28 protein-coding genes and 3 tRNA genes are annotated in these 26,097 nt (G+C 65.3%); 18 read left to right on the top strand and 13 right to left on the bottom strand.

Annotation, left to right across the window (positions count from 1 at the left end; genetic code table 11):
- Positions 1–63: 63 nt before the first annotated feature.
- From FPY90_RS14400 to FPY90_RS14415, 4 genes are all read left to right on the top strand, one after another.
- Positions 64–137 (top strand) — tRNA-Ile (locus FPY90_RS14400).
- A gap of 41 nt (positions 138–178) precedes the next feature.
- Positions 179–295 carry a DLW-39 family protein gene (locus FPY90_RS14405; RefSeq protein ID WP_209905891.1) on the top strand — a complete coding sequence of 39 codons (117 nt, stop codon included), beginning with the start codon at positions 179–181 and terminating at the stop codon, positions 293–295.
- 8 nt (positions 296–303) lie between these two features.
- A tRNA-Ala gene (locus FPY90_RS14410) sits at positions 304–376 on the top strand.
- A gap of 124 nt (positions 377–500) precedes the next feature.
- A complete protein-coding gene (locus FPY90_RS14415; RefSeq protein ID WP_071216215.1) occupies positions 501–1,412 on the top strand; it encodes a DMT family transporter in 912 nt (303 codons plus the stop codon).
- Between the two features lie 103 nt (positions 1,413–1,515).
- Here the strand turns inward: FPY90_RS14415 and FPY90_RS14420 are convergent, their stop codons facing one another.
- Positions 1,516–2,424, bottom strand: coding sequence for a YtxH domain-containing protein (locus FPY90_RS14420; RefSeq protein WP_139194961.1), 909 nt, complete (start codon positions 2,422–2,424; stop codon positions 1,516–1,518).
- Between the two features lie 257 nt (positions 2,425–2,681).
- Between FPY90_RS14420 and FPY90_RS14425 the strand changes: the two genes are divergently transcribed.
- The 3 genes from FPY90_RS14425 (at position 2,682) to FPY90_RS14435 (ending at position 5,898) form a co-directional block, all read left to right on the top strand.
- Positions 2,682–3,227: a peptidylprolyl isomerase gene (locus FPY90_RS14425; RefSeq protein ID WP_071216217.1), complete on the top strand. Its 546-nt coding sequence runs from the start codon at positions 2,682–2,684 to the stop codon at positions 3,225–3,227.
- Positions 3,228–3,489: 262 nt separating this feature from the next.
- Positions 3,490–4,353, top strand: a complete 864-nt coding sequence (locus FPY90_RS14430; protein WP_071216218.1) for a rhomboid family intramembrane serine protease — start codon at positions 3,490–3,492, stop codon at positions 4,351–4,353.
- A 579-nt stretch (positions 4,354–4,932) separates the two neighbouring features.
- Positions 4,933–5,898, top strand: a complete 966-nt coding sequence (locus FPY90_RS14435; protein ID WP_498681746.1) for a GNAT family N-acetyltransferase — start codon at positions 4,933–4,935, stop codon at positions 5,896–5,898.
- Between the two features lie 40 nt (positions 5,899–5,938).
- Here FPY90_RS14435 and FPY90_RS14440 read toward each other — a convergent pair whose 3' ends face one another.
- The gene (locus FPY90_RS14440) at positions 5,939–6,553 is read right to left on the bottom strand and encodes a LysE/ArgO family amino acid transporter (protein ID WP_071216220.1); all 615 of its coding nucleotides are present in this window, start codon (positions 6,551–6,553) and stop codon (positions 5,939–5,941) included.
- Between the two features lie 75 nt (positions 6,554–6,628).
- Between FPY90_RS14440 and FPY90_RS14445 the strand changes: the two genes are divergently transcribed.
- Both FPY90_RS14445 and FPY90_RS14450 read left to right on the top strand, forming a co-directional pair.
- The gene (locus FPY90_RS14445) at positions 6,629–7,537 is read left to right on the top strand and encodes an ArgP/LysG family DNA-binding transcriptional regulator (protein WP_498681748.1); all 909 of its coding nucleotides are present in this window, start codon (positions 6,629–6,631) and stop codon (positions 7,535–7,537) included.
- 53 nt (positions 7,538–7,590) lie between these two features.
- Complete coding sequence (locus FPY90_RS14450) at positions 7,591–8,133, top strand: DUF4442 domain-containing protein (RefSeq protein WP_498681749.1); 543 nt, start codon at positions 7,591–7,593, stop codon at positions 8,131–8,133.
- A 29-nt stretch (positions 8,134–8,162) separates the two neighbouring features.
- Here the strand turns inward: FPY90_RS14450 and FPY90_RS14455 are convergent, their stop codons facing one another.
- Positions 8,163–8,669, bottom strand: a complete 507-nt coding sequence (locus FPY90_RS14455; RefSeq protein WP_071216223.1) for a DUF3817 domain-containing protein — start codon at positions 8,667–8,669, stop codon at positions 8,163–8,165.
- Between the two features lie 234 nt (positions 8,670–8,903).
- Positions 8,904–9,155, bottom strand: coding sequence for a cell division protein CrgA (locus FPY90_RS14460; protein WP_071216224.1), 252 nt, complete (start codon positions 9,153–9,155; stop codon positions 8,904–8,906).
- A gap of 183 nt (positions 9,156–9,338) precedes the next feature.
- Here FPY90_RS14460 and FPY90_RS14465 point away from each other — a divergent pair, with 183 nt between their 5' ends.
- Genes FPY90_RS14465 through FPY90_RS14475 form a run of 3 tightly spaced genes read left to right on the top strand, consistent with a single transcriptional unit; the run spans position 9,339 to position 10,917 of the window.
- Entirely contained in the window at positions 9,339–10,091 is a 753-nt protein-coding gene (locus tag FPY90_RS14465; protein ID WP_083411459.1) for a class E sortase, read from the top strand.
- Positions 10,092–10,102: 11 nt separating this feature from the next.
- Entirely contained in the window at positions 10,103–10,270 is a 168-nt protein-coding gene (locus FPY90_RS14470) for a hypothetical protein (protein ID WP_175475537.1), read from the top strand.
- Positions 10,267–10,917: an anthranilate synthase component II gene (locus FPY90_RS14475; RefSeq protein WP_498681752.1), complete on the top strand. Its 651-nt coding sequence runs from the start codon at positions 10,267–10,269 to the stop codon at positions 10,915–10,917. Before FPY90_RS14470 ends, FPY90_RS14475 begins: the two co-directional genes overlap by 4 nt.
- 93 nt (positions 10,918–11,010) lie before the next feature.
- Here the strand turns inward: FPY90_RS14475 and pknB are convergent, their stop codons facing one another.
- Genes pknB through FPY90_RS14510 form a run of 7 tightly spaced genes read right to left on the bottom strand, consistent with a single transcriptional unit; the run spans position 11,011 to position 20,334 of the window.
- Positions 11,011–12,939: a Stk1 family PASTA domain-containing Ser/Thr kinase gene (gene pknB / locus FPY90_RS14480; RefSeq protein ID WP_498681754.1), complete on the bottom strand. Its 1,929-nt coding sequence runs from the start codon at positions 12,937–12,939 to the stop codon at positions 11,011–11,013.
- A 20-nt stretch (positions 12,940–12,959) separates the two neighbouring features.
- Entirely contained in the window at positions 12,960–14,825 is a 1,866-nt protein-coding gene (locus tag FPY90_RS14485; RefSeq protein ID WP_498681755.1) for a protein kinase domain-containing protein, read from the bottom strand.
- Positions 14,822–16,285 carry a penicillin-binding transpeptidase domain-containing protein gene (locus FPY90_RS14490; protein WP_071216228.1) on the bottom strand — a complete coding sequence of 488 codons (1,464 nt, stop codon included), beginning with the start codon at positions 16,283–16,285 and terminating at the stop codon, positions 14,822–14,824. The genes FPY90_RS14485 and FPY90_RS14490 overlap by 4 nt, the downstream gene beginning before the upstream one ends.
- The gene (locus FPY90_RS14495) at positions 16,282–17,688 is read right to left on the bottom strand and encodes an FtsW/RodA/SpoVE family cell cycle protein (RefSeq protein ID WP_071216229.1); all 1,407 of its coding nucleotides are present in this window, start codon (positions 17,686–17,688) and stop codon (positions 16,282–16,284) included. The genes FPY90_RS14490 and FPY90_RS14495 overlap by 4 nt, the downstream gene beginning before the upstream one ends.
- A complete protein-coding gene (locus FPY90_RS14500; RefSeq protein WP_498681756.1) occupies positions 17,685–19,106 on the bottom strand; it encodes a PP2C family protein-serine/threonine phosphatase in 1,422 nt (473 codons plus the stop codon). Before FPY90_RS14500 ends, FPY90_RS14495 begins: the two co-directional genes overlap by 4 nt.
- Before the next feature lie 2 nt (positions 19,107–19,108).
- The gene (locus FPY90_RS14505) at positions 19,109–19,591 is read right to left on the bottom strand and encodes an FHA domain-containing protein FhaB/FipA (protein ID WP_071216231.1); all 483 of its coding nucleotides are present in this window, start codon (positions 19,589–19,591) and stop codon (positions 19,109–19,111) included.
- On the bottom strand, positions 19,588–20,334 hold the full coding sequence (locus FPY90_RS14510; protein WP_498681757.1) for an FHA domain-containing protein: 747 nt from the start codon (positions 20,332–20,334) through the stop codon (positions 19,588–19,590). Before FPY90_RS14510 ends, FPY90_RS14505 begins: the two co-directional genes overlap by 4 nt.
- Positions 20,335–20,617: 283 nt before the next feature.
- Between FPY90_RS14510 and FPY90_RS14515 the strand changes: the two genes are divergently transcribed.
- Positions 20,618–20,701: transfer RNA gene (locus FPY90_RS14515), tRNA-Leu, on the top strand.
- Between the two features lie 146 nt (positions 20,702–20,847).
- On the opposite strand, the gene aqpZ is transcribed toward FPY90_RS14515, so the two are convergent.
- Complete coding sequence (aqpZ, locus tag FPY90_RS14520; protein WP_498681758.1) at positions 20,848–21,609, bottom strand: aquaporin Z; 762 nt, start codon at positions 21,607–21,609, stop codon at positions 20,848–20,850.
- A gap of 276 nt (positions 21,610–21,885) precedes the next feature.
- Here aqpZ and FPY90_RS14525 point away from each other — a divergent pair, with 276 nt between their 5' ends.
- Entirely contained in the window at positions 21,886–22,584 is a 699-nt protein-coding gene (locus FPY90_RS14525) for a dienelactone hydrolase family protein (protein WP_498681759.1), read from the top strand.
- Between the two features lie 64 nt (positions 22,585–22,648).
- Positions 22,649–23,080, top strand: coding sequence for a universal stress protein (locus FPY90_RS14530; protein ID WP_071216235.1), 432 nt, complete (start codon positions 22,649–22,651; stop codon positions 23,078–23,080).
- Positions 23,081–23,105: 25 nt separating this feature from the next.
- Here FPY90_RS14530 and FPY90_RS14535 read toward each other — a convergent pair whose 3' ends face one another.
- The gene (locus FPY90_RS14535) at positions 23,106–23,492 is read right to left on the bottom strand and encodes a DUF5997 family protein (RefSeq protein ID WP_071216236.1); all 387 of its coding nucleotides are present in this window, start codon (positions 23,490–23,492) and stop codon (positions 23,106–23,108) included.
- 29 nt (positions 23,493–23,521) lie between these two features.
- On the opposite strand from FPY90_RS14535, the gene FPY90_RS14540 reads away from it, so the two are divergent.
- The 3 genes from FPY90_RS14540 to FPY90_RS14550 all read left to right on the top strand — a co-directional run bounded on the left by FPY90_RS14540 (position 23,522) and on the right by FPY90_RS14550 (position 26,069).
- Positions 23,522–24,283: a substrate-binding domain-containing protein gene (locus FPY90_RS14540; protein ID WP_139194962.1), complete on the top strand. Its 762-nt coding sequence runs from the start codon at positions 23,522–23,524 to the stop codon at positions 24,281–24,283.
- 173 nt (positions 24,284–24,456) lie between these two features.
- Entirely contained in the window at positions 24,457–25,266 is an 810-nt protein-coding gene (locus FPY90_RS14545) for an enoyl-CoA hydratase-related protein (RefSeq protein WP_071216238.1), read from the top strand.
- On the top strand, positions 25,266–26,069 hold the full coding sequence (locus tag FPY90_RS14550) for an alpha/beta hydrolase family protein (RefSeq protein ID WP_498681760.1): 804 nt from the start codon (positions 25,266–25,268) through the stop codon (positions 26,067–26,069). Before FPY90_RS14545 ends, FPY90_RS14550 begins: the two co-directional genes overlap by 1 nt.
- Positions 26,070–26,097 lie beyond the last annotated feature (28 nt).

A 26,097-nucleotide genomic window follows, 5' to 3' on the forward strand; every position in this document is an offset into this window, starting at 1 on the left:
CCGATTTGTTTCTTTGGCCATTTCTCGGGTAAAGTTTTATCTCGTTCCCAGCGGGAACAAAGAGGGCGTATAGCTCAGGCGGTTAGAGCGCTTCGCTGATAACGAAGAGGTCCCTGGTTCAAGTCCAGGTACGCCCACGGATTCCCTCGTCCGACCGGTAGGTGAAAGGAAAAATCCCATGCGGAAATTTCTGGTGTTGGTGGCAGTAGCCGCAGGCATTATTGGTTATCGGAAATACAAGGAATCGTCGGCCGAAAAGGCCACCTGGAGTCAGGGTACCGATAAGGTAAACTGAATTCATACGGGGACTTAGCTCAGTTGGTAGAGCGGTAGCTTTGCAAGCTTCAGGTCAGGGGTTCGACCCCCCTAGTCTCCACCGAAGGAAAAGGTCCGGAACGAAAGTTCCGGGCCTTTTCGCTTTAAGTTCGGTCCTCCCTTTTTGGGACTGCCGTCCCACCGCTCTTTCAAGGAGGGATCGCCAAACCCCATAGAGTGGTTGGGTGACCTTTCTACTGGCTCTCGTGGGCGTCCTGGGCGTTGCCGCGTCGGGGCCGCTCATAGCCGCGTTTCCCGCCGTCCCCGCGCTTTCAATGGCCCTGTGGCGCAATGCCGTGGGCACGGCCGTCATGGCTGTTCCGGCGCTGGTGAACGAGCGCCGCACCTTTGGCCGGCTGCGGCGCCAGGAATGGGGGTGGACCGCCCTGGCGGCACTCTCGCTGGCCCTGCACTTCGCCTTTTTCATGACCTCGATCCGTATGACCACGGTGGCTGCGTCCACGGCGCTGGTGTGCCTGCAGGCCGCATGGATCGCCATCTTCCAGTCGCTGCGCGGAACCAAGTACGGCTGGCGCGTGGGTGTGGGCGTGCTGCTGGCCTTCGCCGGGGTCGTGGTGATCACCGGGTTCGACATCGGGTCGGGGACCGAGGCGCTGATCGGCGACGGCCTGGCGCTCATCGGCGGGATCCTGGCCGCCTCCTACACGCTTGCCGGGTCCAAGGCCCGTGCCACGATGAGCACCAGTTCCTACACGACCATCTGTTACGGAATGACCTCGGTGCTGCTGCTGGTGATGTGCCTGCTGACGGGCGCCCCAGTATGGGGATTCGGCCTGAATGGATGGATCGGCATCCTGGCGTTGGCGTTGTGCTCCCAGGTCCTGGGGCACACGGCCCTGAACCACTTACTGACTTCGCTCGGGCCGCTGACGGTGTCAACCTTGATCTTGTTGGAGATCCCCGGTGCCGCGCTGCTGGCGGCGTTGTTCCTGGGACAGGTCCTGCCGGCGGGCACCGTCGCGGGGCTGGTCGTCATTCTTGCGGGGTTGTTCTTCGTGGTGAGGGGGCAGGGCCACGCCCAGGCCCGTGCCGCGGCCAGCACCGTGCCGCTGGCAAAGGAACAGGGCAACACCTGACCCGAGGCTCCCCCGGGTTCCCGGAGGCTGCTCACGGGGCACGTGCTGCCCTGTGGTTGGTTCTTGTTCCCATGGCATCGGTGTACGACCCCACGAAGACGGGTTACTTCTTGGCGCGAGGCCCCGGCTTCGGCGAGGAATCCCCGTTGGCTGCCTCGTCGGCGGCGGCCTTGCCGGTGTCGGCGGCGGCCTCGGCTTTGTGCTTGGCGGTGGTGGCAGCCTCGGACAATTCCTCGGCCTTCTCGGAGAGCTTCTCCTTGGCCTCGGCCACCGTATCCTTGGCGGCCTCGGTTGCCTCGGCGACATTGGCCTTGGCCTGAGCTGCTGACGCTGCCACTTCCTCGCGGACCTCCTCGACGCTTGCCGGGACATCCACCGGTCCGCTGGCACGGACGGTGGTCGGTTCCACCGGTGCCGGGGTCTTCCATGGGTCGTCGATGGGCTTGGACGCGCGCCAGGCGGCTACGGCTGCGGCACCGGCCGCGGCAATGACGGCAACGACGAGCCAGCCCTTTTTCTTCTTCGCGGGCTTCTGCACCTTTTCAATCTCCTTGCTGACGGTCTGGGCTGCTGCATTTGCCGTGTCATGGAGACGCTGGACCGTTTCGGCACTGGGCGTGAGCTTGTCGGCGACCTGGTGCAGCGTCTCGGAGGACTTGGCCTGCTCCAGCTTGCGTGTGGTGAATTCGGCCGCCTGGCCGATCTTTTCGTTGGCGGTCGGCAGGTATTCGTTTAGGACGACATCGCGGGCGTGGCTGAGCGCGGGCGCTGCCTTCTCGATGGCCTCGTTCAATGCCGGGGTGGCGCGGTCAACGGCCTTCTGGACCCTCGGGGTGGCCTCGTCAATGGCTGCGGAGAGCCGCGGGCCCACCTTTTCAAGGGATTCCTGGAGCAGGGGGCTGACCTTGGCAACGGTCTCGGACAGCTCGTGGGCAGCCCAGTTCAATCCCTCTTGGATCTTCGGGGTTGCGGTCTCGATGCCTTTTTCAATGCGCGGAACGGCCCACTTCACTGCCGTGTCCACCTTTGGCGCTGCCCAATCCAAGGCCTGTTCGGCGCCGGTGGCAACACTTTCACCAAAGTCTCGAGCAATACGTTCTGACTTCACAGTGAACCCCTTTGATCGTTTCGGATGCTTCGTCCCAGCCTACGACCTCCACTTGGCTTGCGGCCATTACCTGCCCGGCATATATACAAACGTGTAGCCGTGTTCACTGAACGCGTAGCCATTCGCAGCGGCGGTTCAAGCGCTCATGGAAGAATGACTGCATGACTGCAATCCCAACGCACACAGCCACCATCCACACCAACTTGGGCGACATCGTCGTCAACCTTTTTGGCAACCACGCCCCCAAGACCGTGAAGAACTTCGTTGGCCTGGCCACCGGCGAACAGACCTGGACCGACCCGCGCAGCGGTGAGGAAAAGGTCAACACCCCGTTGTACAACGGCACGATCTTCCACCGCATCATCTCCGATTTCATGATCCAGGGCGGCGACCCGCTGGGCCAGGGCACCGGCGGTCCGGGCTACCGCTTCGACGACGAGATCAACCCCGAGCTCGATTTCCGCGAACCGTACAAGCTGGCCATGGCCAACGCCGGCATCCAGATGGGCCAGGGCACCAACGGGTCCCAGTTCTTCATCACCTCGATCCCGACCACCTGGCTGCAGGGCAAGCACACCATCTTCGGCGATGTCACCGACGAGGCCTCGCGCAAGCTGGTTGACGCACTGAACGTCGTTCCGACCGATGGCCGCGACAAGCCGCTGGAAGACGTCGTCATCAGCAGCATCGACGTCGCGGCAGTCTAGGCACGTGGTTCCGGCGTATCTCGTGCGCCGCTGATCGTGGACGGCCCCATCGACCGCCCCGCCCGTTTGTTGTTCACCTCGCGGTCGCAAAGTGAATGACGTGGGCGGCGTGGGTGGATGGGGCCGTTTTGCATCCTTGGGCAGGTGAAGTCCGCAACCGGCCAGGCGCCGGGGCCCTCCCGCAGGGTGCGAGCCAAGGGAACCAAAGACCGGCCCCGTGCCATCGGGGCCATGAACGTACTTACACAGGAGCGTCATTTCCATGTCTTATGGACTGTCCAACCCGAACCAGGCCGCACAGGCCCCGGTCTGCCCCAGGCATCCCGACCGGATCTCCTATGTCACCTGCCAGCGGTGCTCCCGCCCGGCCTGTCCGGAATGCCAGGTGACTGCCGCGGTCGGAACCCAATGCGTGGATTGCGTGCGCGAAGCCAACAAACAGATCCCCGGCACCCGGACCGTCTTCGGCGGCAAGGCCACCGACGGCCGGCCGATCGTCACCTATGTGCTGATCGCCATCAATGCCGTGGTCTTCGCGCTGCAGATGACGATCCCGAGCTTCACCAACCACCTGGTTTACGCGGGACTGTACACCAGCGGATACTTCGAGCCCGAGCCGTGGCGGATGATCACCTCGATCTTTGCCCACTCCACTTCCTTCATCGGGCACATCGCCTTCAACATGTACGCGCTGTACATCTGCGGACGCGTGCTCGAACCGATGCTGGGACGGCTGCGCTTCCTGGCCCTGTACCTGGTGGCCGGGTTGGGCGGATCCGTTGCGGTGCTGCTGATCACGGATCCCCGTGTCCCGGTCCTGGGCGCTTCGGGTGCGGTCTTTGGGCTGTTCGCGGCAATGTTCGTGCTCTTGCGTTCGCGTGGCGTCCAGTCGATGCAGATCGTCATCCTGATCGTCATCAACCTGGCCATCGGCTTCATTTTCCCGGGCATCGCCTGGGAAGCCCATGTCGGTGGGATGGTCCTGGGCGCGGCAGTGGCGGCCGTCATGGCTTATTCGCCCAAGGGCCCCAGGCAGGCCGCCATGCAATGGGCAGGCACCGCCTTGCTGGTGTTGTTGCTGGTGGCCTTGACTTTGTACGGGGCCGTCAACGTTCGAGTTGGATAGCCAGATCGGCACTAGCGGGACAAAAGTTGTCCACATGGGTTATCCACACTGTTAATAACTCACAACCATGTAATTCACCTGCAACGGACCGGCTCCAGCGCCCGCGCTGACGCCGGTCCGCTCTGGTTTTGGACAGCTTTCAATGAATATGCACAATTTCATCCACACCTGTGGATAACTTAGTGCACAACCTGTGCAGGGTCGCTTTGCGCCGTTCGAACATCGGCCGTGAGTAATCTTCGAAAGTATGAACTAATCCGCGTGAATACGCGGAAGCGGGAGGGTTCTCGGCCCCGCCCCGGCGCGTTGTCCACACTCCTTATCCACAGTGTTAATAACTTACGCACATGTAATTCACAATGGTCGAAACCGCGCCAGGACGATGATGTAGGTGCAAAAGGGGCGAAACCCACAGCCTTATCCCCACCTGTGGATAACCTTCGTGCACAGCATGTTCCTAAGTTTCGACCGGTTCCGTGGTCGCGTCCACCTGTGCAGCACGGCAGAAAACTGGAAAGCTGGATTTCAGCTGGCGTGCAAGCGCGCCGAGCGAATCCACAACACCGCGGGAGAACTTCGATGCACCAGAACTGGATCCACCTCGAGCACGTCGGTGCGTGGACCGAACTGACCAACAAATTGGCGGCAGTCGACGATACGGATGAATTCTACGAAGCCGAAGATTTGTTGGAGGAGCTCAACGAGCCGGGCGTCGATCCGGCACGAGACACCCTCGGGTTGTGGGACAAGGACACCATGGTGGGGTTCGGGCAGCTCCGGCTCGGGGAGCAGCTGCGCGACGGACGCGGACGCGTTTCCATTGGCGGTGGAATCGCACCCGAATACCGGCGCCAAGGCCATGGAACCTTGGTCATGGACGTTCTTGAAGCCAGGGCCGGGGAAAAAATGGCCCAACGGCACCCGGGCGTCGATTACACCATTGACGTGTGGGGAAACGCCCCGGGGCACAGTGCCGGAGCGATGGCGGTGGCACGCGGTTATGAGCCGGCGCGCTTTTTTCAGGACATGACCCTGGTGCCGGGAGATTTCCGGCCCCATCGACGGCCGGCCAGCGTCCCGGAGGACACCGTGCTGGTTCCATACTCCCCCGGCATCGCCGAGGCCGTCAGGCTCCTGGACAACGAGGCGTTTGCCGACCATTGGGGCTCGGCCCCCAAAAGCACGGATGAGTGGGTGGCCATGACGGGTGCGCGTTCTTTCAGGACCAACTATTCCCGGGTCCTGCTCGAGGGGCACGGAGAGGACCGGCCGGCACGCGCGCTCAGCCACGTGCTGGGCGCCGAATGGGTTGGCAAGGAGCTGTACATATCCCGCGTGGGCACCGCGCGGGCCGCGCGGGGCCTCGGGTATGCGGCATGGACGCTCTCCACGGTGGTCGCTGCGGCCTTCGGCGACGGATTCACCAAGGTGGACCTGTCGGTGGATGCCCAGAGCCCCACGGGGGCCCTGGGGCTCTACGAACGGCTGGGTTTCAAGGTGGTCCGCCGTGGGACGGTCTACCGAAAGGCCGTCGCGGAGCTCTGAGACACCACGGGCACCGCGGAAGGCAGGGCCCTGCGGGCCATCAGCCCAGAAGCGGCAGCAACAGCGACACGGCCAGCACGGCCATCAGGGTGGCGATGACGGCATCGAGAACCCGCCAGGACCTCGGGTTGGCGAAGAACCCCCGCAGGTAGCGCGCGCCGAAGCCCAGTCCGGTGAACCACAGCACGCTGGCCAAGGCCGCGCCGGTGCCGAAGACCCAGCGCCCGGTCTCGCCTTGGGCCGAGGCGATGGAGCCGAGCAGGATCACGGTATCCAGGTACACATGGGGATTGAGCCACGTCAGGGCAAGGGCAGTGAGGGCGACGGTGCGGCGCGGGGTCGGGGTCGCCGCGGTGCTGGCTTCCATCCCCAGCGGGCTGAAGGCCCGGCGGGCCGCAAAGTAGGCATAGGCAAGCAGGAATGCAGCCCCGCCGGCCCGGGCGACGGAAATGAACCACGGGGCCACCGCCAGCAGGGCGCCAAGCCCGGCAATTCCGGCGAAAATCAGCAGGGCATCGGACACCAGGCAAATCAACACCGTCGTGCGAACATGTTCACGTCGGATGCCCTGGCGCAAGACAAACGCGTTCTGGGCGCCAATGGCAACAATCAGCGACAGGCCCGTGGCCAGGCCGGATACAAAGGGGAAGAACATCACCAACCGAGACTAGGCGTTCCGCCAAAGACGTGTCGAGCTAAAGAATCTTAGTGTCCATTAGGATCGCTAACTATGGACTTCCCCGCGGAACAACTGCAGACCTTCAAGGCCGTCATCGAAGCAGGAACGCTGGAACGTGCGGCAGGGGAACTGAACATCACGGCCTCCGCGGTGAGCCAACGGCTCAAGGCCCTGGAAAGGCAGGCCGGAAGCGTGCTGTTCATTCGCTCGCGACCCATCCGCACCACCGGAAGCGGGGACGTCCTGCTCCGGTTGGCGCGCGAGATCCACATGCTTTCCACCGAGGCGCACCGGGCGCTCGGGCTTGAATCCGCCGACGGCCATGTTCCCCGCCGAACCGAGCTCAGCATTGCCGTGAACGCCGATTCCCTGGCCAGCTGGTTCGTCCCGGTGCTCCGGGGCTTGGCGGACCAGGAACTGATGACCTGCGAGATCCTGCGGCACGACGAGGCACATTCCACGGAGCTGCTTCGTTCGGGCCAGGTCATGGGCGTGGTGACCACCAAAAGCACCCCGGTCCAGGGATGCTCCTCGGTGCACCTGGGAGCCATGCGCTACCGGGCGATGGCCACCCCCGGATTCCGGGACCGCTGGCTGCCGGGGAACGACCACCGAGCCGAACTTGCGGCCGCGCCCATGGTGAGTTTCGACCGCACCGATGGCCTGCAACGGGGGCTGCGCCGAAAGATCGTTGGCTCCACCCGCGCGGTCGCGCCGGTGGAGCACTTTGTCCCGGACTCACGCGTCTATGTTGCCTCGGTGGCGGCCTCGCTGGGGTGGGGCATGATTCCCGAGATCCAGGAACCCGACGACGGTTCGCTGGTCAGCCTCCACGCGTCATGGACCAGCGAGGTGCGGCTCTACTGGCAACGGTGGAAGGTCCCCTCCAAGGCCCTGGACCTGCTCACGGCGCTGGTCCTGGAAGCGGCCCGGGACGCAGGGCTGGACCGGGAGCCATAAGGCCGGGGCAAAAGAAGCTACTGCCAGGTAACCTCCGCGGCTAGGCTGGGCCCATGAGCAGCCGGAACACCGCCAGGCCCAGGACCGCGGCCTCGATCCTCAACGCCCTGCGAACGGCCGTGCCAAGGATCGCGGGAAACCCCCGGGTGGTGCGGCACGGGATGTCCCTCTGGCCGCCGTTCTGGGGCGCCGGCATCAAGGTCAAGCACATCTCCGCCGACTGGCGCAGTGCGACGGTCGTCTTGCGCCAACGCCCCTGGAACATGAACTACGTCGGAACCCACTTCGGCGGATCACTGTTCGCCATGACCGATCCGTTTTGGATGATGATGATCCTGCACAACATCGGTCCCGGACACATCGTGTGGGACAAGAGCGGCGAGATCGATTTCCGAAAGCCCGGAAGCGGGACCCTGGCATGTCGTTTTGAACTGGGCCAGGCCCAGTTGGAACAGCTCAAGGAAGCGGTGGCCAGGGACGGGAAGGCCACGAAATGGTTCGCCGTCGACATCTTCGACGAATCGGGCCGGATCGTGGCGACGGTGCGCAAGGAAGTCTATGTACGTGCCAAGCACCTGGCGCCGGAAACCGCTTGAGCAGTACCCGGTGCACCATCGAAGTGGTGCTAGTTCCCTCCGCCGGGAGGGCCGATGAACAGCAACACCGCGGTGATGGCGGCCACCAGAACGATGCCTGCCACCGCCGCCAGCCAGGGGCGGCGCAGGGCAAGGGCCTGGATCTTCTCGATGGGGCCCCGCGGGGTGTCCCCGCCCGGGGCCAGGCGCCACGTGTCGCTGAGCAACCCGCGTCGCAACATCGCCCGCTCAAAGGGGAGGGTGGCGAAGGGAACGACCGCGGAGGCCAGCCCAAGAATGCCGCGACCGGCACTCCAGCGCTCGTTGGCCCAGACGAAGATGGTCACCAGGCCGTAGGCAATGAACACCACGCCGTGGAACATGCCGAAGATGCGGACGTAGATTTCCGGTCCCACGCCGTACTTGATGACCATGGCGATGATCAGCAACGCCCAGGTGACCATTTCTGCGGCGGCCAGAAAGCCGTACAGGCGCTTCGGGGAAAGCTTGGAAGTGGCAGTGGCCGAGGGGGTACCGGCAAGATCGTGGCGAACCATGGGTGTTTGGCGTGCCTTTCTGGAAGTTGGCGTGAACGGCGCACGCGGCGGGGCTAAGTTGCCGGGCCTTGGAAGGAAATTCCCGCGGGAGCCGCCGGCGTTCCCTGGGGAGGGAACCCGGGACAGGGAACGCGGCCGCCTGCGGCAGGGCCCGGGGCGGACAGGCCATCGGTGTCTTCTAGGACCGGCCGGTGGTCGGGTGGTGGGTTGCGTTGCGGGCCCGAAGGCCGGGTGCTAGCGCCACCCCGTGGTCATGAAGAAACCAACCATGGCAATGCCGAAGCCGATCACGATGTTCCAACCGCCGATGCCGGGGATCGGAAACGCGGTCTGGGCAAGGTAGTAGACCATGATCCAGATGAGACCCAGGATCATCAGGCCGAACATGACCGGCTTGTACCACTTGGGCATCGGCTTGTCGTAGGCCGCCGTGTCGCTGCCGCCCTGTGGCTTGCGGTTCTTCCGACGGGTCTTGGATTCAGGCACTGCTGCTCCTTGGGTCTTCTGCCGCCGGCACGATCCAACGGGCACGTGTCGAAACGGTAGGCTAGGTAAGTGTGTGTCGTCAGGGAACTGCTTCCCAACGTCACGCTTTGATCCAATACTATCCGCTCAAACTGGACGCCGCCGGGTATCGCGGCGTCCCACGTGGCAGTGAGGGAACTTCGCATGACTCGATCCGCAGTGCGGGCGCGGACCAGGCCAACGGTGGGCCAACGCCTGCTGGGCGGGTTCGGTGAAACCCTCATCACCCTTGGCATCATCCTGCTGCTCTTTGTCGGCTGGGAATTGTGGTGGACCAACATCGACGCGGACCGTGCGCAGACGCAAGTCACCTCGGAATTCGTCCAAGGCCTCCAGGTTGGCCCGGGGGACGGAACCAGCGCTCCGGAAAAGGATTTTGGCCCGGCCCCCATCACCGAGATCCCCGACGGGGAAACCTTCGGCGTCTTCTACATCCCGCGCTTCGGCAGCAACTTCGCGCACCCGGTGACCAACGGCGTGGGCATGGACGTGCTCAACAACGTCGGCATCGGCCACTACCCCGACACCCAGGAGCCCGGCGAGCTCGGGAACTTTGCCGTGGCCGCGCACCGCCAGACGCACGGCCAGGTGTTCTGGAACATCGACAAGTTCCAGGCCGGGGACAAGATCTACCTGCAGACCCGCAAGGGCTTCTACACCTATGAATGGCGCGACACCGAGATCGTGCACCCCTCGCAGGGCGAGGTGCTGCTGCCGGTGCCGCACGACCCGGGTGCCAAGCCCACGACCTCGATGCTGACGATGACCAGTTGCCACCCGCCATTCACCACCCGCATGCGCATCATCGCTTACGCGGAGCTGGAATCCTGGCGTCCGGCCGATGCCGGTCCCCCGGCGGAAATCGCCGACCTGGTGAAAAAGACGATGGAAAAGTAGGACACGGACACATGTACGCATGGATTTTCAGGACCCTGCCCGGTCCCCTGTGGTTCCGCATCATTTTGGCACTGGCGCTGGTCGCCGGCGTCGTACTATTGCTGATGAACTATGTCTTCCCGTGGCTGAGCCAGTACAGCCCCTGGACCGAATCAACGATTGGCCTGATGCTGCTGTGAACGCCCCCAAGATCCTGGTGATCGACAACTACGACAGCTTTGTCTACACCCTGGTGGGGTACCTGCAGGAGCTGGGCGCCGAGACCACCGTGATCCGCAACGACGACCTGTCCCTGGCCGAGGTCACTGAACTGGCGCAGGCACGCGACGGGGTCCTGGTCTCCCCCGGGCCCGGCACCCCGGCCGAGGCCGGTGTCTGCATCGAGGTGATCAAGTGGTGCGGGCAGCAGCGCAAGCCGATGCTCGGGGTCTGCCTGGGCCACCAGGCCCTCGCCGAGGCCTACGGCGGGGTTGTCACGCACGCCGAGGAACTGATGCATGGCAAGACCTCCCCGGTCTTCCACCACGGGCACCCGGTCTTCGCGCACATCCCCAGCCCGTTCACGGCCACCCGGTACCACTCGCTGGCTGCCGTGCGATCGAGCATCCCGGAGATCCTGGAAATCACCGCCGAGACCGAAAACGGGGTCATCATGGGACTGGCCCACCGCGACGCGCCCCTGTGGGGCGTGCAGTTCCACCCCGAGTCGGTGCTCACCGAGGGCGGCTACCAGATGCTGGGCAACTGGCTCGAATCCCTGGGCCTGGCCGGGGCGGCCGCGCATGCGTCAACGCTCAGCCCGCTGATCCGGGATGCCGGGGCCTGAGACAAGACCCGCAGCCAGAAGAAGAAGGGTCCCTGCCCGTGAAGATCATTCACGGTCAGGGACCCTTCTTGCTGGAACCGGGCTTCGCCCCCGCTACGGGGTCGGTGTGGGGCTCGGTGTGGCCTGGCCGCTTGGCGTGGGCGTGGTTTCCGGCGGCTGCCCCGAGGTCGAGGGCGCCTCGGAGGAAGTGTCCGTCGGTTCGGGCTCGGCCGGCTTCACGGCAACCGTGACCGTGATGGTGCCGCCCTGCGGGGAAGTGCTGACATCACCCGTGGAGGACTTCTGCGCGATGATCGTCCCGGGTTTCACCACCGCGTTCTCCTCCTCGAGGACTTCGATGCGCAGACCGACCTTCGGATCCTCCAGCGCCTCGGTGGCCTCGGGAACCGTCATGTCGATGAGCCGCGGAACCTCCACCAGCCCGGTGGAAAGGACCAGATCGATCGTGGTGCCGACCTTGACGGTCTTGCCCAGCTTCGGCTCGGTGTTCACCAGCCAGTCGGTGGGGATCGAGGGATCGTTGACCCGGGAGACCGAACCGATCTCAAAGCCCAGGTCCTGCAAGGCCTGGCGGGCCCCGGCCTCGGATTGGCCGGCGAGCCCCGCGGGCAGGACCCGCGACTCGGGCCCCTTGGAAACCATCAGGCGCACCGTGGAACCCTTGCGGACATCCCTGGTGGCGGCGGGATCGGTTTCCACGACGAGCCCGCTCTTGACGTCGTCGTCGAAGACCGTCTCGACCTTGGACACCAGCTGCAGCTCGGTCAGTGACGCCTCGGCCTTGGCCTGCGTCATCTCGACCAGGTTGGGAATGGTGACGGGGGCGTTGCGTTCCGCCTCCGCACGCATCCAATTGTAGAAAAAGAGGCCGGAAACCACCAGGGCGAGGGCCAGGACCAGCGAAATCGCAATGGTCCAGGTGCGCCTGGATTTCGACCGTTGCTCGTCGCGTTCGCGCCGCAGGTTCTGTTCCCACATCGGACCGGCGTCCCAGCGCTCGTCCCCGGGCACCGGTTCCAGATAGCCGGTGTGGGTCAGCGGTGCCTGGGCGCCGGTGGCCGGGGACCCCGGCGAGGGGAATCCAGGGGCGGCCAGCGCGGCAACCGTCGCCTGCTCCTCGGCCTGGGCCTGGGACTGGGGCATCGGCGCGGTGAGTTCCTCCGGGGCCAGGGCAATCCCGGCGCGGGCGTTGGCAAGGGCCTTGGCAAACGCGGCGGCATCGTCGTAGCGGTCCTCGCGGTCCTTGGCCAGGGCCTTGAGCACCACGTCGTCGAAGATCGGGTCCAGCTCGGGCACCAGGGTGCTGGGGGCCGGAGCATGCTCGCCCACGTGCTGGTAGGCGACCGAGACCGGCGAATCCCCGGTGAAGGGAGGCCGTCCGCTGAACAGTTCGTAGAGCAGGCAGCCGGTGGAGTACAGGTCGGTGCGGGCGTCCACGGCCTCGCCGCGGGCCTGCTCCGGGGAAAGGTACTGGGCGGTGCCCACGACCGTCTGCGTCTGGGTCATGGTGCTGGCGGAGTCGGCCAGGGCGCGGGCAATGCCGAAGTCCATGACCTTGAGGTTGCCGCGTTCGGTGACCATGATGTTGGCCGGCTTGATGTCGCGGTGCACGATCCCCATGGAATGGGAATGCTCCAACGCCTCCAGCACCCCCAGGACATACTTGATGGCCTGCTCGCGGGTCATTTCCCCGGACTTGATGAGGTCCCGCAGGGTGCGCCCGCGGACGTACTCCATCACGATGAAGGGCAGCTCAACGGTCGAACCGGAAACCACCTGTTCCTCTTCGCCGGTGTCGAAGACTGACACGATGTTGGGGTGGTTCAGCCCGGCCACGGCCTTGGCCTCGCGCCGGAAGCGCGCCTGCACCATGGGGTCGCGCGCCATTTCGGCACGCAGGAGCTTGATGGCGACCTTGCGCCCCAGGACCTGGTCGATGCCCAGGTGCACGTCGGCCATGCCGCCGCGCCCAATGAGCTCCTTCACGACGTAGCGGCCGTTGAGAATCCGTTCCTCGGTCACTGTGAAACCACCGTCATCGCCTAATCCGTCGACGGGCTCGGGCCCGTGGATTGGCCCTTGCCCTTGCCGGGACCGTCCGCGGCAGGTGCCGAGGTCTCAGCGGCCGGGCTCGAAGGCGCGGTCGTGGACGGGGTGGGCTCCGACGGACCCAGGGACAGGATGTAGGTGACCGTGGAGCCGGGCTCGACCTTGGTGCCGCCAGGCACGCTTTGGCCGATCACGGTTCCCTTGGCCAGCGGGCTTTCCTGGGCCTCCCCTTCGTTGGGCACAAGGCCCAGCGCTGTCAGCGCCGCGGCGGCCTGCTCGCCGTCGTTGCCATACAAATCGGGCACCGAGACCTTTGCCGGGACGGCATAGGTCAGCGTCACGGTGGATCCGACGGGCAGCTCGCCGACGGGGGAAACCTTGATGACAGTGTCCGCAGCCTCGGAGCTTTCCTTGCCCACGGACTCCACCGTGAAGCCTAGGCCTTTCAGGGTCGCGGTGGCATCCTTGTAGTCCTTGCCCAGGAATTCGTTCTGGGACACCGTCACGGTGGACGGGGCGGTGCTGGTCGGGGCGCTCGATCGGGTCGGCGTGGTTTCGGTTTCGCTCGGCTCGGTGCTGGGTGACGAGGATTCCGTGGTCGGGGCCGTGGTCGTGATGCTTGGGCTGCTTTCCGGGGTCTTGTTTCCGGTGAGCATGGGCAGCAGCCAGGCTCCGAGGATCGCGAGGATCACCAGGGCGATCAGCGCGATCAGCGGTGTGGTCCAGGGGCTGCGGCCCTTCTTGGCCGGGGTGCGCCGGTCGGCGACCTCCTGCTCGTGGACGCCAACGGGTTCTTCCTCCCACTGCTGGGATGCCCCCATGAAGGAATCGAAGTTCTGCTCGTCGTCCTGTGCCTGCGGCGCGGGAACCTGCGGCAGGGCATTGGTGGCCGGTGCCGGCCCGGCAACCGTCGGGTCGACCGGGGGAAGGGCAACAGTCGCGTTGCCTTGCGTGATCGGCGTCTGGCTGATGGCCTGGGTGGCGGCATCGGAGCCCGAGAAGAGCAGCATGCCGGGCACGGCGAGCGTCGCAGTCTCCGGGTTTCCGGCGCGGATGGCGTCTGCTGCCACCGCGAGGGACTCGGCGTCGGCCGGCCGGTCGGCCGGGTCCTTGGCCAGCATCGACATCACCAGCGAGCGCACCGGCACCGGAATGTTTTCCGGCAGCGGCGGCGGGGTGTCGTTGACCTGGGCCAGGGCGATGGCGATCTGCGATTCGCCGGTGAACGGGCGACGTCCGGCAAGCAATTCGTAGCCGATCACGCCCAGGGCATAGATGTCGGAGCTGCCGGTGGCCTGCTGGCCGGTGGCCTGCTCCGGGGCGAGGTACTGGGCGGTGCCCATGACCTGGCCGGTGGCCGTCAGCGGGACCTGGTCGGCAATGCGGGCAATGCCGAAGTCGGTGATCTTCACTCGTCCGTCGGGGAGCATCAGCAGGTTGCCCGGCTTCACGTCGCGGTGCACCAGTCCCTGGATGTGGGCGGCGGCAAGCGCCTTGGCGGTCTGCGAAATGATCGACAGGGTGCGGTCGGGAGAGAGCACGCGCTCGCGTTCGATGATGGTCGACAGCGGCTGGCCGGGAACCAGCTCCATGACCAGGTAGGCGGAACCCTCTTCTTCCCCGTAGTCGAAGACGCTGGCGATGCCGTTGTGGTTCAGCAGTGCGGTGTGGCGCGCCTCGACGCGGAAGCGCTGGAGGAACCCGGGATCCCCGGTGTATTCCTCCTTGAGGATCTTGATTGCCACCAGGCGGCCAAGGACCTGGTCCCTGGCCCTCCACACCTCACCCATGCCACCTATGGCAATACGGTCGGTCAGCTTGTATCGACCGCCCAGGGTGATACCGGAAATTGGCCTCACTGGTTGAACACCGCCTCTAGAATCTTCTTCAGGTTGGGACTGGTCAACGAGGAACCAGTCTTGAAATCAATCTTTTCAAAAACTATTGTCACAGCCACCTGCGGGTCGTCCGCCGGGGCGAACCCGGTGATCCAGGAGTTCACCAGAGGTGGGCCGCAAGGATCGGTCGTACAGGGAACCACCGAGGTTCCGGTCTTCGCGGCGACGTCCAGTCCCGGAACCTGCGCCCGGACGGCCGTGCCGCGCTTGACCGGACCGCGCATCAGGTCGGTGACCTGGTCTGCGATGTCCTTGCTGGTCGCGGTGCTGAATTCCTTGGGCTTGCTTTCGGAGAGCACCCGCAGGTCCGGGGCGATGACCTGCTTGATCAGGTTCGGTTCCATGATCACCCCGTCGTTGGCGATGCCCATGGCCGCCATGTTCATCTGCATGGCCGTGGCCCGCACATTGAATTCGCCGATGACCGACTGGCCGAGTTCCGCGGGGCTGAGGTCGGGCGGGAAGACGCTCGGCTCCACCCGCAGCGGGATCTTCACCTGCTGGCCGAAGCCGAAGCGTTCGGTGACCTCCTCGTAGGGGGCCTTGCCCAGCTTTTCGCTCATCTGCACGAACGGGGTGTTGCAGCTTTGCGCCACGATCTCCGCGAAGCTCGCCTCGGGGATGGCCGCGCAATTGCCGCCGTAGAAGTTTCTCAGCGGCGTCTTGGTTCCCGGCAGGATGACGCTCGAAGGGTTCTTGAGCACCGTGTCGGCGGTGTACTGGCCCGATTCCAGGGCCGCGACCATGTCGAAGATCTTGAAGGTGGAGCCCGGGGCGATGAGGTTGTAGATGGCCGGGTTCCGGTACGGGCTCAGGTCCTTGGTGTCGGAGAGCTTCTTCATGTTCGCCGCGGCCTGCTTGGAGCTGTGCACGGCCAGGAGATTGGTGTCGTAGCTCGGCTTGGAGGCCATGGCCAGGATGTTTCCGGTCTTGGGCTCCGAGACGATGATGGTTCCGCGGGTTCCGTCCGGAATCAGGCCGTAGACGAATTTCTGCAGCTGGCCGTCGATGGTGAGCTCGACCGAGGCACCCTCGTTCTCCTTGCCGGAGAACAGGTTGACCAGCCTGTCGAAGAACTGGTCCTGGCTCTGGCCGGTCAATTCGTCATTCATGACCGATTCGAGCTGCGTGGATCCGTTGGCCAGTGAGTAGAAGCCGGTCAGGTGGGAATACAAATCGGGGTCGGTGTAGACGCGCTGGTACTTGAACTGTCCGTCGGTGGCGACCGATTCGGCAATGGGCTTGCCGTCCACCAGGATTGCACCGCGGGGCAGATCGAATTCCTTGAACAGCTGGCGGTTGTTCAACGGATTTGCGTTGAGGTCCTTCGCGGCAAAGAACTGCACGTAGCTCAGCGCACCCAGGCTCAGTACAAAGAGCAGCATGACGGCGATCCAGGTGTTGCGGATGGCTTGGTTCATCGCTGTGCCCCCTTTCGCGGTGCAAGGAGGCCGGGCGAACGGCGAGGTGCCTTCGTGGCGACCTCCGCGGTGGCCGAAACCCCGGAAACCATGGGGCGGCGTGAATTATGGGAAATCAACAGCAGCAAGGCGACAATGATCCAGTTCGAGAGCAGGGAGGAACCGCCGGCGGCCATGAACGGCGTCGTCAGGCCGGTCAGCGGGATCAGTCGGGTCACGCCGCCGATGACGACGAAGCACTGCAACCCGAGGGTGAATGAGAACCCGGTGGCCAGCAGCTTGCCGAAGGTGTCGCGCGAGCCGAGGGCGGCACGCATGCCGCGGCTGATCAGGATCAAATACAGCAGCACGATGGCGGAGATCCCAATGAGGCCAAGTTCCTCGCCCAGCGAGGCGACAATCATGTCGCTGTTGGCCAGGGGCACCATGTAGGGGCTACCGTTGCCCAGCCCGGTGCCCATCAGCCCGCCGTTGGCGAGCCCGAAGAGCCCCTCGACGATTTGCCGGCTGCCGCCGATTGCATGGTAGATGTCGGGGTCGAAGGCGTTGAGCCAGCCGTCGATCCGTCGGGTCACGTGGCTCATGGTCAGGTAGGCGAAGGTTCCGCCGCCGACCAGCATCAGGGTCCCGATGACGATCCAGCTCACACGAGCGGTGGCGACGTAAATCATCACCATGAACAGCCCGAAGAAGAGGATGGAGGAACCGAGGTCGCGCTGGACGACCAGGACGCCGATGCTGACCAGCCAGGCCACGATCATCGGGCCGAGGTCCCGGGAGCGGGGCAGCTGCAGCGGGCCGACCTTCCGGCCGGCCAACAGGATCAGTTCCCGGTTGGAGGATAGATAGCCGGCAAAGAATATGGCCAGGGTGATCTTGGCAAGCTCGCCGGGCTGGAAGGAAAGCCCAAAGAAACGCACCCAGATCCGTGCACCGTTGATCTCCACGCCCAGTCCCTTGATCAGCGGGAGCAGGAGCAACAGCACCGAGGCCGCCAGGGCGATGTAGGTGAAGCGGCGCAGGACGCGGTGGTCGCGGATGGTCCACAGGACGATCATGGCCACAACCATGGCAACGCCGGTCCACATGATCTGGCGGAAGGCGGTGTCGTCGGTCTTCGCCAGGTCGATGCGGTGGATCATGGCCAGGCCGATGCCGTTGAGGGCAACCGTCACCGGAAGTATCACCGGATCTGCATATTTCGCCCAGATGCGCAGGACGATGTGGAAGACCAGGGCAAGCCCGACCAGGATCAGGCCCTGGGAAATGAATTCCTGGCTCAATCCGTCATCGCTGTTGATGCCCACGAGGTAGTAGGCACCCATGGCGACGGCCAGGGCCAGCAGCAGCAGGAGCAATTCCATGTTGCGCCGTGGGACCGGCGCGGTTTCCAACTCGCTCACGGTTTGATCTCCTGACAGTACGAGGGCAGGACCGGCAAGGTCCCGGCCGCACCCGGATTTTCCGGAACGACCACGGGGCAGCGTTGCTTGGCTGTCACCAGCAGCTCCCCGACCATGGTCTGGGCGTGCGCCAGGTCCCGCGCCGGGAGAGCGGAATCAATGCGCTGCTGCGTGTATTGCGGAAGTGCGTCCAGGGGAATGTCGGTCACGGTGTCAACATGCGAGAGCTTCAACGGTCCGAGGTCCTGCGAGACACCCTTGAAGATGGCCACGTGGCCGTCTTGGTTGCCCACGAAGTACTGGGTCTGCGTCCACAGGTAGCCCCAACCGCACACCGCGGCAAGGATCAGGGTCATCAAGGCCAGGAACGTCGGGACCAGCCAGCGCCGCGGGCGCCGCGAGACGGACTCGTAGTCGTCCTGTTCCCCCGCAGCCTGGGCGGCCGGGGTCTTGTGCGTGAGTATTGCCGCGGCGCGCTTCTCGCCCGAGCGCTGGGTGACGATCGGGATCTTGCCCGACTGGGTCGCCAGCTCGGCTGCGCCAACCAGGAGGTGGGGCCGCTTGGACATCTCGTGGCGGATCAGCGCCGCACTGGCCTCGAGGTCGCCCTCGGCGGCAATCGTCAGCTGCCCGGTGTCCGGGGCCGGTTCGTCGACGGCGACCAATTCCTCGCTCGGGGTCGGGACGGTCTCGCCGTTGTCCTCCACGACCTCGAAGACGACGATGGTGACGTTGTCCGGGGAGCCGTGGGCCAGCGTCGTTTCGACGAGGTCCTCGACGGTTTCCTCCAGGGAGGCGGTGCCGCGCATGATGCGTTCGGTGATGGAATCGGGAACGACGGCGTTCAGCCCGTCGGAGCAGAGCATCCAGCGCTCCCCCGCCTCGACGGGGTACTGGTTCACGTCGAGTTCCGGGCTCGCATCCGAATCGCCGAGCACGCGCAGCAGGACGTTCTTGTGCGGATGCATCTCGGCTTCCTCGGGCCGCAAGCGGCCCTCGTCGACGAGTCGCTGGACGAAGGTGTGGTCGTGGCTGACCTGCTCAAACACACCGTTTTTCAGGCGGTAGGCACGCGAGTCGCCGATATGGGCGAATTGCAGCACGTTGCCGGTGAGCAGCATGGCGGTGACGGTGGTTCCCATGCCCGAAAGCTTGGGATTGGCGCTGACCAGGTCGTTAAGGACCAGGTTCGCGGCCTGGATCTCGTCGGGCAGCACCGTTTCGGCGTCGGGCGTCTCGGGGACGTCCAGGTGGACGAGGTCCAGCACGGTGGAGGCGCTGGCGACGTCCCCGCCGACGTGTCCGCCCATGCCGTCGGCCACGACGGCCAGGTAGCGTCCCACATAGGCGGAGTCGTCATTCTTGGAGCGGACCTTGCCAACATCGCTCCGCGCCGCAAACTTCAGCATCAACGCCATGTCTAGGGCCTCAGCTCCATGACGGTCTTGCCGATCCGGATCTTCTGGCCGAGTTCAACGGGCTGGGCGCGGGTCAGCTGCGCCTCGCCCAAAAAGGTTCCGTTGGTGGAACCGAGGTCTTCGATGAACCAGCGGGTTCCCTGCGGGAACAGGCGCGCATGGCGTCCCGAGGCGTAGTCGTCCTCGAGCACGATGGTTGCCTCTTGGGCGCGACCCAGCAGGATCGGACTGGCGGTGAGCTGGTGCTCGAGGCCGGTGAGCGGGCCTTCGAGGATGGCCAGGGTCTTGGCTTGCTGCTTGGCGGGGACCTCGGGCGGAGGCGCCAGCGAAGGGTCCTTGCGGATCTCCCGGGCGGTCGGTGCGCCCACGCGGGCCTTGCTGCCGATGGCGAGGTCGCGGCGAAGCGCGCCGACGATGCTCAGGACCAGCAGCCACAGCAAAATGAGAAATCCGAGCCGCAGCACGGTGAACACTAGGTCGTTCACGCACGGTCTCCTTGCGATTGGGGGACGAGTCGGAAGATGATGCGCGTCTGCCCCATGGCAATGTTGGAACCGTCATGCAGCTCCGTCTCGCCGACGATCTTCCGTCCGTTGACGAAGCTTCCGTTGGTGGACCCCAGGTCAACAGCCCAGGTCGAGGGGCCGCGCTGCTCGATCTTCAGGTGCCGGCGCGAGACCCCCGGATCCTCGATGGGGATGTCGGTGTCTGCCGAGCGTCCCAGGACGATGCTGGGGTGGTTCAGGGCATAGCGTTGGCCGGAAATGTCCAGCACGGGCTGCATCCTGGCCGCAGCGCGGGGCGGAGCGGACGGGGCCGGTGGTGCGGCGGGGGTGTTGTGGACCTCGGGGGTTGAGGCATCCGAGGTGGTGGCATCGATCTCGAAGCCTCCCGGCTTGAGTTCGGGATCCTTGCGGAAATTAACCTCGACGGCGCCCTGCAGGGTGTAGCCCTGGCTCTTGGCGTGGTCCAGGGCCGCGGTGCACAGCTCCCGGGCCAGGGGGGCACCCCATTCCCGGGCCCTGGCGAAATCCTCGTCCGCGAGGCGGATGATGAAGTGGTTCGGCGCGAGGGTGCGGGCCTGGGAGATGGTCAGCGACTTCGCGTCCATTTGGTTGCGCAGGCGCGAAGCGATTTCGACGGGCTTGACTTCGGAGCTGCCGGAGCCGCGGAAGACGCTGGTGACAAGCTTTTCAAGTCCGCGTTCAACATTGTCAATGAGACCCATCGCTTCGCTCCCTTCCTGGTTCTAACGCGTGTGGTTCCACGGTTTATGGCATTGCGTCGCAGGGCATGGTTGCCCTACGCATTGTTCGATACTACTTGTCTTGCATTTTCTGTGGGGCTAAATGTGGTGAAACCGGCCCTCTGATCAGGAACGAATGGCCGTCTCCAAAGGTTGCTGAAGAGTGGCTCTGATCACAAAGTACCCCTCGATTAGTTGTTCGGGGCGATCTGTGTATATTATTGATCTCGCTGTTGAAGTCAATGACGAAAACAGCAGTGAATATGCGCGAGTGGCGGAATTGGTAGACGCGCTGGCTTCAGGTGCCAGTGCTCGCAAGGGCGTGGGGGTTCAAGTCCCCCCTCGCGCACATATGAGAAACAACCCCCGGTCTTCGGACCGGGGGTTGTTTCGTTAATTTCATCCAGGGTTCATCGGGGCACATACGGATGGACAGTGGGCGGCCTGCCCCGGTTCCTGCAAACCGTGCCTCCGCCGGAACCGGTGGATACCTGCCTAGGCGGCGCTGGTTGTCCCCGACCCCCGATCCATCTCCACGGCCATGGAGATTGCGGGGTTCGGGAAAAACAGCGGATAGGTGAGTCCTGCGATCGCGGCTCCCACCAAAGGCGCCACGATGAACAACCACACCTGTCCCAGCGCTGCCGGACCGGCAAACCATGCCACGCCCAGTGAGCGGGCGGGGTTCACCGAGGTGTTGGTGATCGGGATGGCGACCAGGTGGATCAGCGTCAGGGACAATCCGATGGAAATCCCGGCGAAGCCCTTGGGGGCCCGCCCATCCGTGGAGCCCAGGATGACATACAGGAAGATCGCCGTGAGGATTATCTCCGCGAGCAGCGCGGAGAGCATCGAGTAGCCGTCGGGGGAGCGGTCGGCATAGCCATTGGAGGCAAAGCCCGAGGTGACCGGATCAAAACCGTGCTTGCCGGCGGCAATGGCAAAGAGTGCCAGCCCCGCGACCGAGGCACCGAGGACCTGGGTGATCATGTAGGCGGGAACGGCCTTCCACTCGATGCGCCCGGCCAATGCTGCACCAAAGGTGACAGCGGGATTGAAGTGGGCACCGGAGATGTGGCCTACCGCGTAGACCATCACCAGGACGGTCAGGCCGAACGCCAGGGCAACGCCGAGGAACCCGATCCCCATGTTGACGGTGTTCGAGGAAATGACCTTGGCGGAGAAGATCGCGGCTCCGCAGCCGCCGAATACCAGGACGCCGGTGCCGAGGAACTCGGCCGCCAGGCGCGATGTCATGCTCTGAGGATGGGACATGTGAGTTGGCTCCATGATCACTAGCGCTGCACTGTTTTGGGTGACCCACGATAGTACGGTTGTGGTGCATTTGACCCCGTGAGCGGGGATTAACCCGTTAAAAGGTGTCACCGGCCTCCTTGCAGGGCGTTCGGCGCCGCGGATGTGATGCAAACACCGGCGATTTGGGGCAGGAGCCCACATCCCCATGCATAGACTGGGAGTCGTTCGATCTTTTCCGTAGGCAAAGAAGCATGTAGGGCAGGAGCAGTCAGCATCATGGCGTCTCAGACACCGCACCAGAACGTTTCATTTCCCTCCGAAGGGCAAGCAGCGCACGGCTACCTGGCGTTGCCCGAGGGCGGGCATGGTCCCGGCGTCATTGTCATCCAGGAATGGTGGGGACTGACCGACCACATCCGCGACGTGGCCGACCGGCTGGCGGCCGAGGGCTTCGTTGCCCTGGCACCGGATCTTTTTGGCGGCTCGGTGGCCCACGACGGGGCCGAGGCAGCCAAGATGATGTCCCAGCTTCCCGAGGAGATCGGTGCGAAGCTGCTGGCAGGGGCGGTCGACTACCTCCTGGGCCTGGACGCCGTGACCAGCGCGACCGCGGGAACCATCGGGTTCTGCATGGGCGGCGGTTTCGTGCTGGCCCTGGCGGCGCAGCAGGGACAGAAGATTTCCGCGGCCGTTCCTTTCTACGGCGTCGGCCAGGGCGTACCGGAAAGCTACACGGGCGTGCGCGCCAAGATCCAGGGGCATTACGCCAACGAGGATTCGTCCTACCCGGTGGCCAGGGCACGCGCCCAGGAAGAACAGATCCGCGCCGAATCCGGCACCGAGGTGACGTTCTTCTACTACGACGCCCCGCACGCCTTCCACAACGACGAGAACCCGTCGGGCAACTACCGGCCCGAGGCCGCGGCTGTGGCGTGGAGCCGGGCAGTGGACTTCCTGCGGCAGAATATTTCCTAACCAGTTTTTTACACCCAAATAACGGCCGCCGAACGGGTGGCCACAGCAAAAGGAGCGTCAGAACATGGCAGAAACCATCATCGTCGGTGTTGACGGCAGCGAGACAGCACAGCGCGCCGCCGAACGCGCGGCACGCATCGCCTCCAACATGGATGCCGAACTGGTCGTCGTGACCGCCCACACCTCGGACAACACCGAAGTCGTGAAGATCGGCACCGACACCTGGATCCTGGACGACGCGGAGCAGGCAGGAAAGGTCGCCGAGCAGTGCGCCGCAGGCCTGCGCATCACCGAGCCGACAGCCAAGATCACCGCAACGGCAGCCCACGGCAAGCCGCAGGAAGTCCTGGTTGCCGAGGCCGAGCGCCTCAACGCCACCCTGATCGTGGTCGGAAACGTCGGCATGAAGGGCCTGGGCCGCGTGCTCGGCTCCGTGGCCACCTCCGTGGCACACGCAGCCCCGTGCGATGTCTACATCGTCAAGACGGTCAAGTAGTCACCGCACCGTAGTTGAATCGTGGTTAGCTGCGGTCGCCCTTGGCGGCCGCAGCGTCACGCACACGCTTTTCCTCTGCCCGGACGGCGGCCAGCGAGGCGCGCTCTTCCTGCAGCCACACCGGACGGTCGGCGAGCAAGGCCTCGATCTGTTCGGTGGTCAACGCCTCGGTGATTTCGGCGCGGGCCAGGCCAGCGATCGAAACGTTCAGCTTGTGGGCCACCACGGGGCGCGGATGCGGGCCGTTGGCACGCAAGTCTTCGAGCCACGCCGGCGGGTTGGCCAGCAATTCGTCGAGCCCGGCCCGGGTGACCGGACCCTCCTGGAACTCGGCCGGAGCTGCGGGCAGGTAGATGCCCAATTTCTTTGCGGCAGTCGCCGGCTTCATGTTCTGTGGGGTTTTCTCGCTCATGTGCACTAGCGTACCGGTACGCTGGGGTGGTGACAGGACTAAAAATCGCCTATGTACCGGGCGTCACGCCCGGCAAATGGCTGACCAGGTGGAACGAACGTTATCCACAGAACCCGCTGCAGGCCCTGCGCTACGACGGGGAGGCGATCCTGGCGCGCCTGGACACCGGGGAATCGGACGTCGTCTTCGTCCGCTTTGCCACCGGAACCTCGCCGAAGACCCCCGCGATCCACGTGATTCCTCTCTACGAGGAGTCCCAAGTCGTTTGCGCAGCCAAGGACCACGACATCGAGCTCTACGAGGAGACGGTCCCCTACGCGGATCTCTCCGGCGAGAACTTCCTGGACCTGGCCGACTACCCCGAATCCGTGGGCGGGACCGCGATGGCCATGGAGGTCGCCTCCTCGGGCGCAGGCCTGCTGGTGCTGCCGATGGGCGTTGCCCGCCTGCACCACCGCAAGGACGTGGTGCACAAGGTGCTTGAAGGCGTCCCCGGCACCAGCGTCGGCATCGCCTGGCTGGCACCGGTGGGGGACGAACCCGCCGACCCGGTCATCGAGGAATTCATCGGGGTGGTGCGCGGCCGCGGGGAGAACTCCTCCCGGCAGGCCTCGGTGGCCCAACGCCAGCAGGAACAGGCGGTCGAGGCCCGCAAACAGCGCCAGAGCAGCCAATCCGAGGCGGCCAAGGACGCGAAGAAGGCCAAGACCAAGAGGAAGGCAGCCGCCTCCGGGTCCCGGCCCGGGGCCAAGCGCGGCGCAAAGCCCGCCTCCCGCGGCCGCAAGCGCTGATCCCTCCCTTCCGCATCGCCCAGGCCCGTCCGGCTCCCCGTTCCGCAGGGGGAGCCGGGCGGGCCTTCGTGTTCGGCGGCGCCGTCCGCCCGCTTTCGCCACCGCGTGCCACCGTGCCTGTGATGCGGGAAACATGAGACGCTGGTCGCAAAGCCAATCACAAGGGAGTGCACATGGATTTCGGGACCTACCGGACTTTGCTCGTTGAACAGCGCGACGAGGCGCTGGTCGTGACCATCAACCAGCCGGCGTCGATGAACGCGCTGGCCGCCGCCGTGGTCGAGGACCTCCACGCGCTCACCGGCGTGCTGGCCGACCTCGGCACCGACGCCAACTGGCCGGTGCGCGGGATCATCATCACCGGGGCGGGGGAAAAGGCCTTCGTCGCCGGGGCCAACATCGTGGAAATGAACTTGATGGGCCCTCAGGAGGCGCTGGCCTACGGCAAGCGCATGCACGAGGTCACGTTGCGCCTCGAGGCCCTCCCGGTTCCCGTGATCGCCGCGGTCAACGGATTCGCCCTGGGTGGCGGCTGCGAACTGGCCATGGCCTGCGACTTCCTCTACGCCTCCGCCAACGCCAGCTTCGGCCAGCCCGAGGTCAACCTCGGCCTGGTGCCAGGCTTCGGCGGTTCGGTGCGCCTGCAGCAGCGCGTGGGCATCGGCATGGCCCGCGAGCTGATCTACACCGGCCGGCGCATCAAATCGGCCGAGGCGCTGCGCATCGGACTGGTCAACCGGATTCTGGAAGACAACGCGGCGCTGCTGGAGGCCGCCCTGGCCACGGTCGCCGAGATCGCCTCCAAGGCTCCAACCGCGGTGGCCAACGTGAAGCAAGCGATCAACGAGATCGCCGGGCTGGACGTCGTCGCCGGGCTGGAGGCCGAGGCCCGCTCCTTCGTGAAGGCCTTTGCGACCGAGGATTCCGTGGTGGGGCGCGCGGCCTTCGTGGCCAAGTCCGCCCCCGAGTTCCCGGGCCGCTAATGCCGTTTACGGCCCCGCCGGCGCACCACGCCTACGGCCCGCACCCCAGCCAGTACGCCGAGCTGTGGCTCCCCGAAACACGCCTGCACCGGGTCATCGCCGTGATCATCCACGGCGGGTTCTGGCGGCAGGCCTACGGCGCGGAACTGGGCCGCCCGCTGGCCGCCGACCTGGCCGCGCGCGGCATCGTGTCCTGGAACCTGGAGTACCGGCGCACCGCCGGGGGCCAGGGCGGCTACCCGGAGACCTTCCACGATGTCGCGGCGGGACTCGATGCCCTTGATGCGGCGCTGGCCGCCGCCGGGATCCCGGACGGGCCGCGGATCGGGATCGGGCACTCGGCCGGAGGACACCTGGCGCTGTGGGCCGCGGGACGAAACCTGCTGCCCCCCGGCGCCCCCGGGGCGTGCCCGCCGGAGGGCAGGACCCTTCAGGGCGTCGTCTCGCAGGCCGGGGTGCTGGACCTGCAGCTGGCCCACGAACTGCACCTGAGCCACGGTGCCGCCGCCGAATTGATGGGCGCCACCCCGGAAGCCGCCCCGGGATCGTGGAAAAACGCGGATCCCGCGGCCCGGGCCCTGCCCGCGGTTCCGCTGGTGATGCTGCACGGGAGCAACGATGCGGACGTGCCGGTGGCCCTGGCCCGTTCCTTCGCCGCCCGCGCGCGCGCCGCAGGTGCCCCGGTGTCCTACCGGGAGCTGTCCGGGGACCACTACGGGCTGATCACCCCCGGGGACCCGGCCTGGGAAGCGAGCGTGGCGGCCCTGCTGGAACTCGGAGGGGCCCCCGCGCAACACCGCTGAGGTGGCCGGCGGGACGGAGAGCCGCGGC

This window comes from Arthrobacter sp. C2 (genome assembly GCA_024207135.1).
Taxonomy (GTDB): Bacteria; Actinomycetota; Actinomycetes; order Actinomycetales; family Micrococcaceae; genus Paeniglutamicibacter.

Bases quoted from the DNA above. Each gene is read 5' to 3' on its own strand.
- FPY90_RS14405 (WP_209905891.1), top strand. From the start codon at position 179: ATGCGGAAATTTCTGGTGTTGGTGGCAGTAGCCGCAGGCATTATTGGT.
- FPY90_RS14425 (WP_071216217.1), top strand. From the start codon at position 2,682: ATGACTGCAATCCCAACGCACACAGCCACCATCCACACCAACTTGGGC.
- FPY90_RS14430 (WP_071216218.1), top strand. From the start codon at position 3,490: ATGTCTTATGGACTGTCCAACCCGAACCAGGCCGCACAGGCCCCGGTC.
- FPY90_RS14435 (WP_498681746.1), top strand. From the start codon at position 4,933: ATGCACCAGAACTGGATCCACCTCGAGCACGTCGGTGCGTGGACCGAA.
- FPY90_RS14440 (WP_071216220.1), bottom strand. From the start codon at position 6,553: ATGTTCTTCCCCTTTGTATCCGGCCTGGCCACGGGCCTGTCGCTGATT.
- FPY90_RS14445 (WP_498681748.1), top strand. From the start codon at position 6,629: ATGGACTTCCCCGCGGAACAACTGCAGACCTTCAAGGCCGTCATCGAA.
- FPY90_RS14450 (WP_498681749.1), top strand. From the start codon at position 7,591: ATGAGCAGCCGGAACACCGCCAGGCCCAGGACCGCGGCCTCGATCCTC.
- FPY90_RS14455 (WP_071216223.1), bottom strand. From the start codon at position 8,669: ATGGTTCGCCACGATCTTGCCGGTACCCCCTCGGCCACTGCCACTTCC.
- FPY90_RS14465 (WP_083411459.1), top strand. From the start codon at position 9,339: ATGACTCGATCCGCAGTGCGGGCGCGGACCAGGCCAACGGTGGGCCAA.
- FPY90_RS14470 (WP_175475537.1), top strand. From the start codon at position 10,103: ATGTACGCATGGATTTTCAGGACCCTGCCCGGTCCCCTGTGGTTCCGC.
- FPY90_RS14490 (WP_071216228.1), bottom strand. From the start codon at position 16,285: ATGAACCAAGCCATCCGCAACACCTGGATCGCCGTCATGCTGCTCTTT.
- FPY90_RS14500 (WP_498681756.1), bottom strand. From the start codon at position 19,106: ATGGCGTTGATGCTGAAGTTTGCGGCGCGGAGCGATGTTGGCAAGGTC.
- FPY90_RS14510 (WP_498681757.1), bottom strand. From the start codon at position 20,334: ATGGGTCTCATTGACAATGTTGAACGCGGACTTGAAAAGCTTGTCACC.
- aqpZ (WP_498681758.1), bottom strand. From the start codon at position 21,609: ATGACATCGCGCCTGGCGGCCGAGTTCCTCGGCACCGGCGTCCTGGTA.
- FPY90_RS14525 (WP_498681759.1), top strand. From the start codon at position 21,886: ATGGCGTCTCAGACACCGCACCAGAACGTTTCATTTCCCTCCGAAGGG.
- FPY90_RS14530 (WP_071216235.1), top strand. From the start codon at position 22,649: ATGGCAGAAACCATCATCGTCGGTGTTGACGGCAGCGAGACAGCACAG.
- FPY90_RS14535 (WP_071216236.1), bottom strand. From the start codon at position 23,492: ATGAGCGAGAAAACCCCACAGAACATGAAGCCGGCGACTGCCGCAAAG.
- FPY90_RS14545 (WP_071216238.1), top strand. From the start codon at position 24,457: ATGGATTTCGGGACCTACCGGACTTTGCTCGTTGAACAGCGCGACGAG.
- FPY90_RS14550 (WP_498681760.1), top strand. From the start codon at position 25,266: ATGCCGTTTACGGCCCCGCCGGCGCACCACGCCTACGGCCCGCACCCC.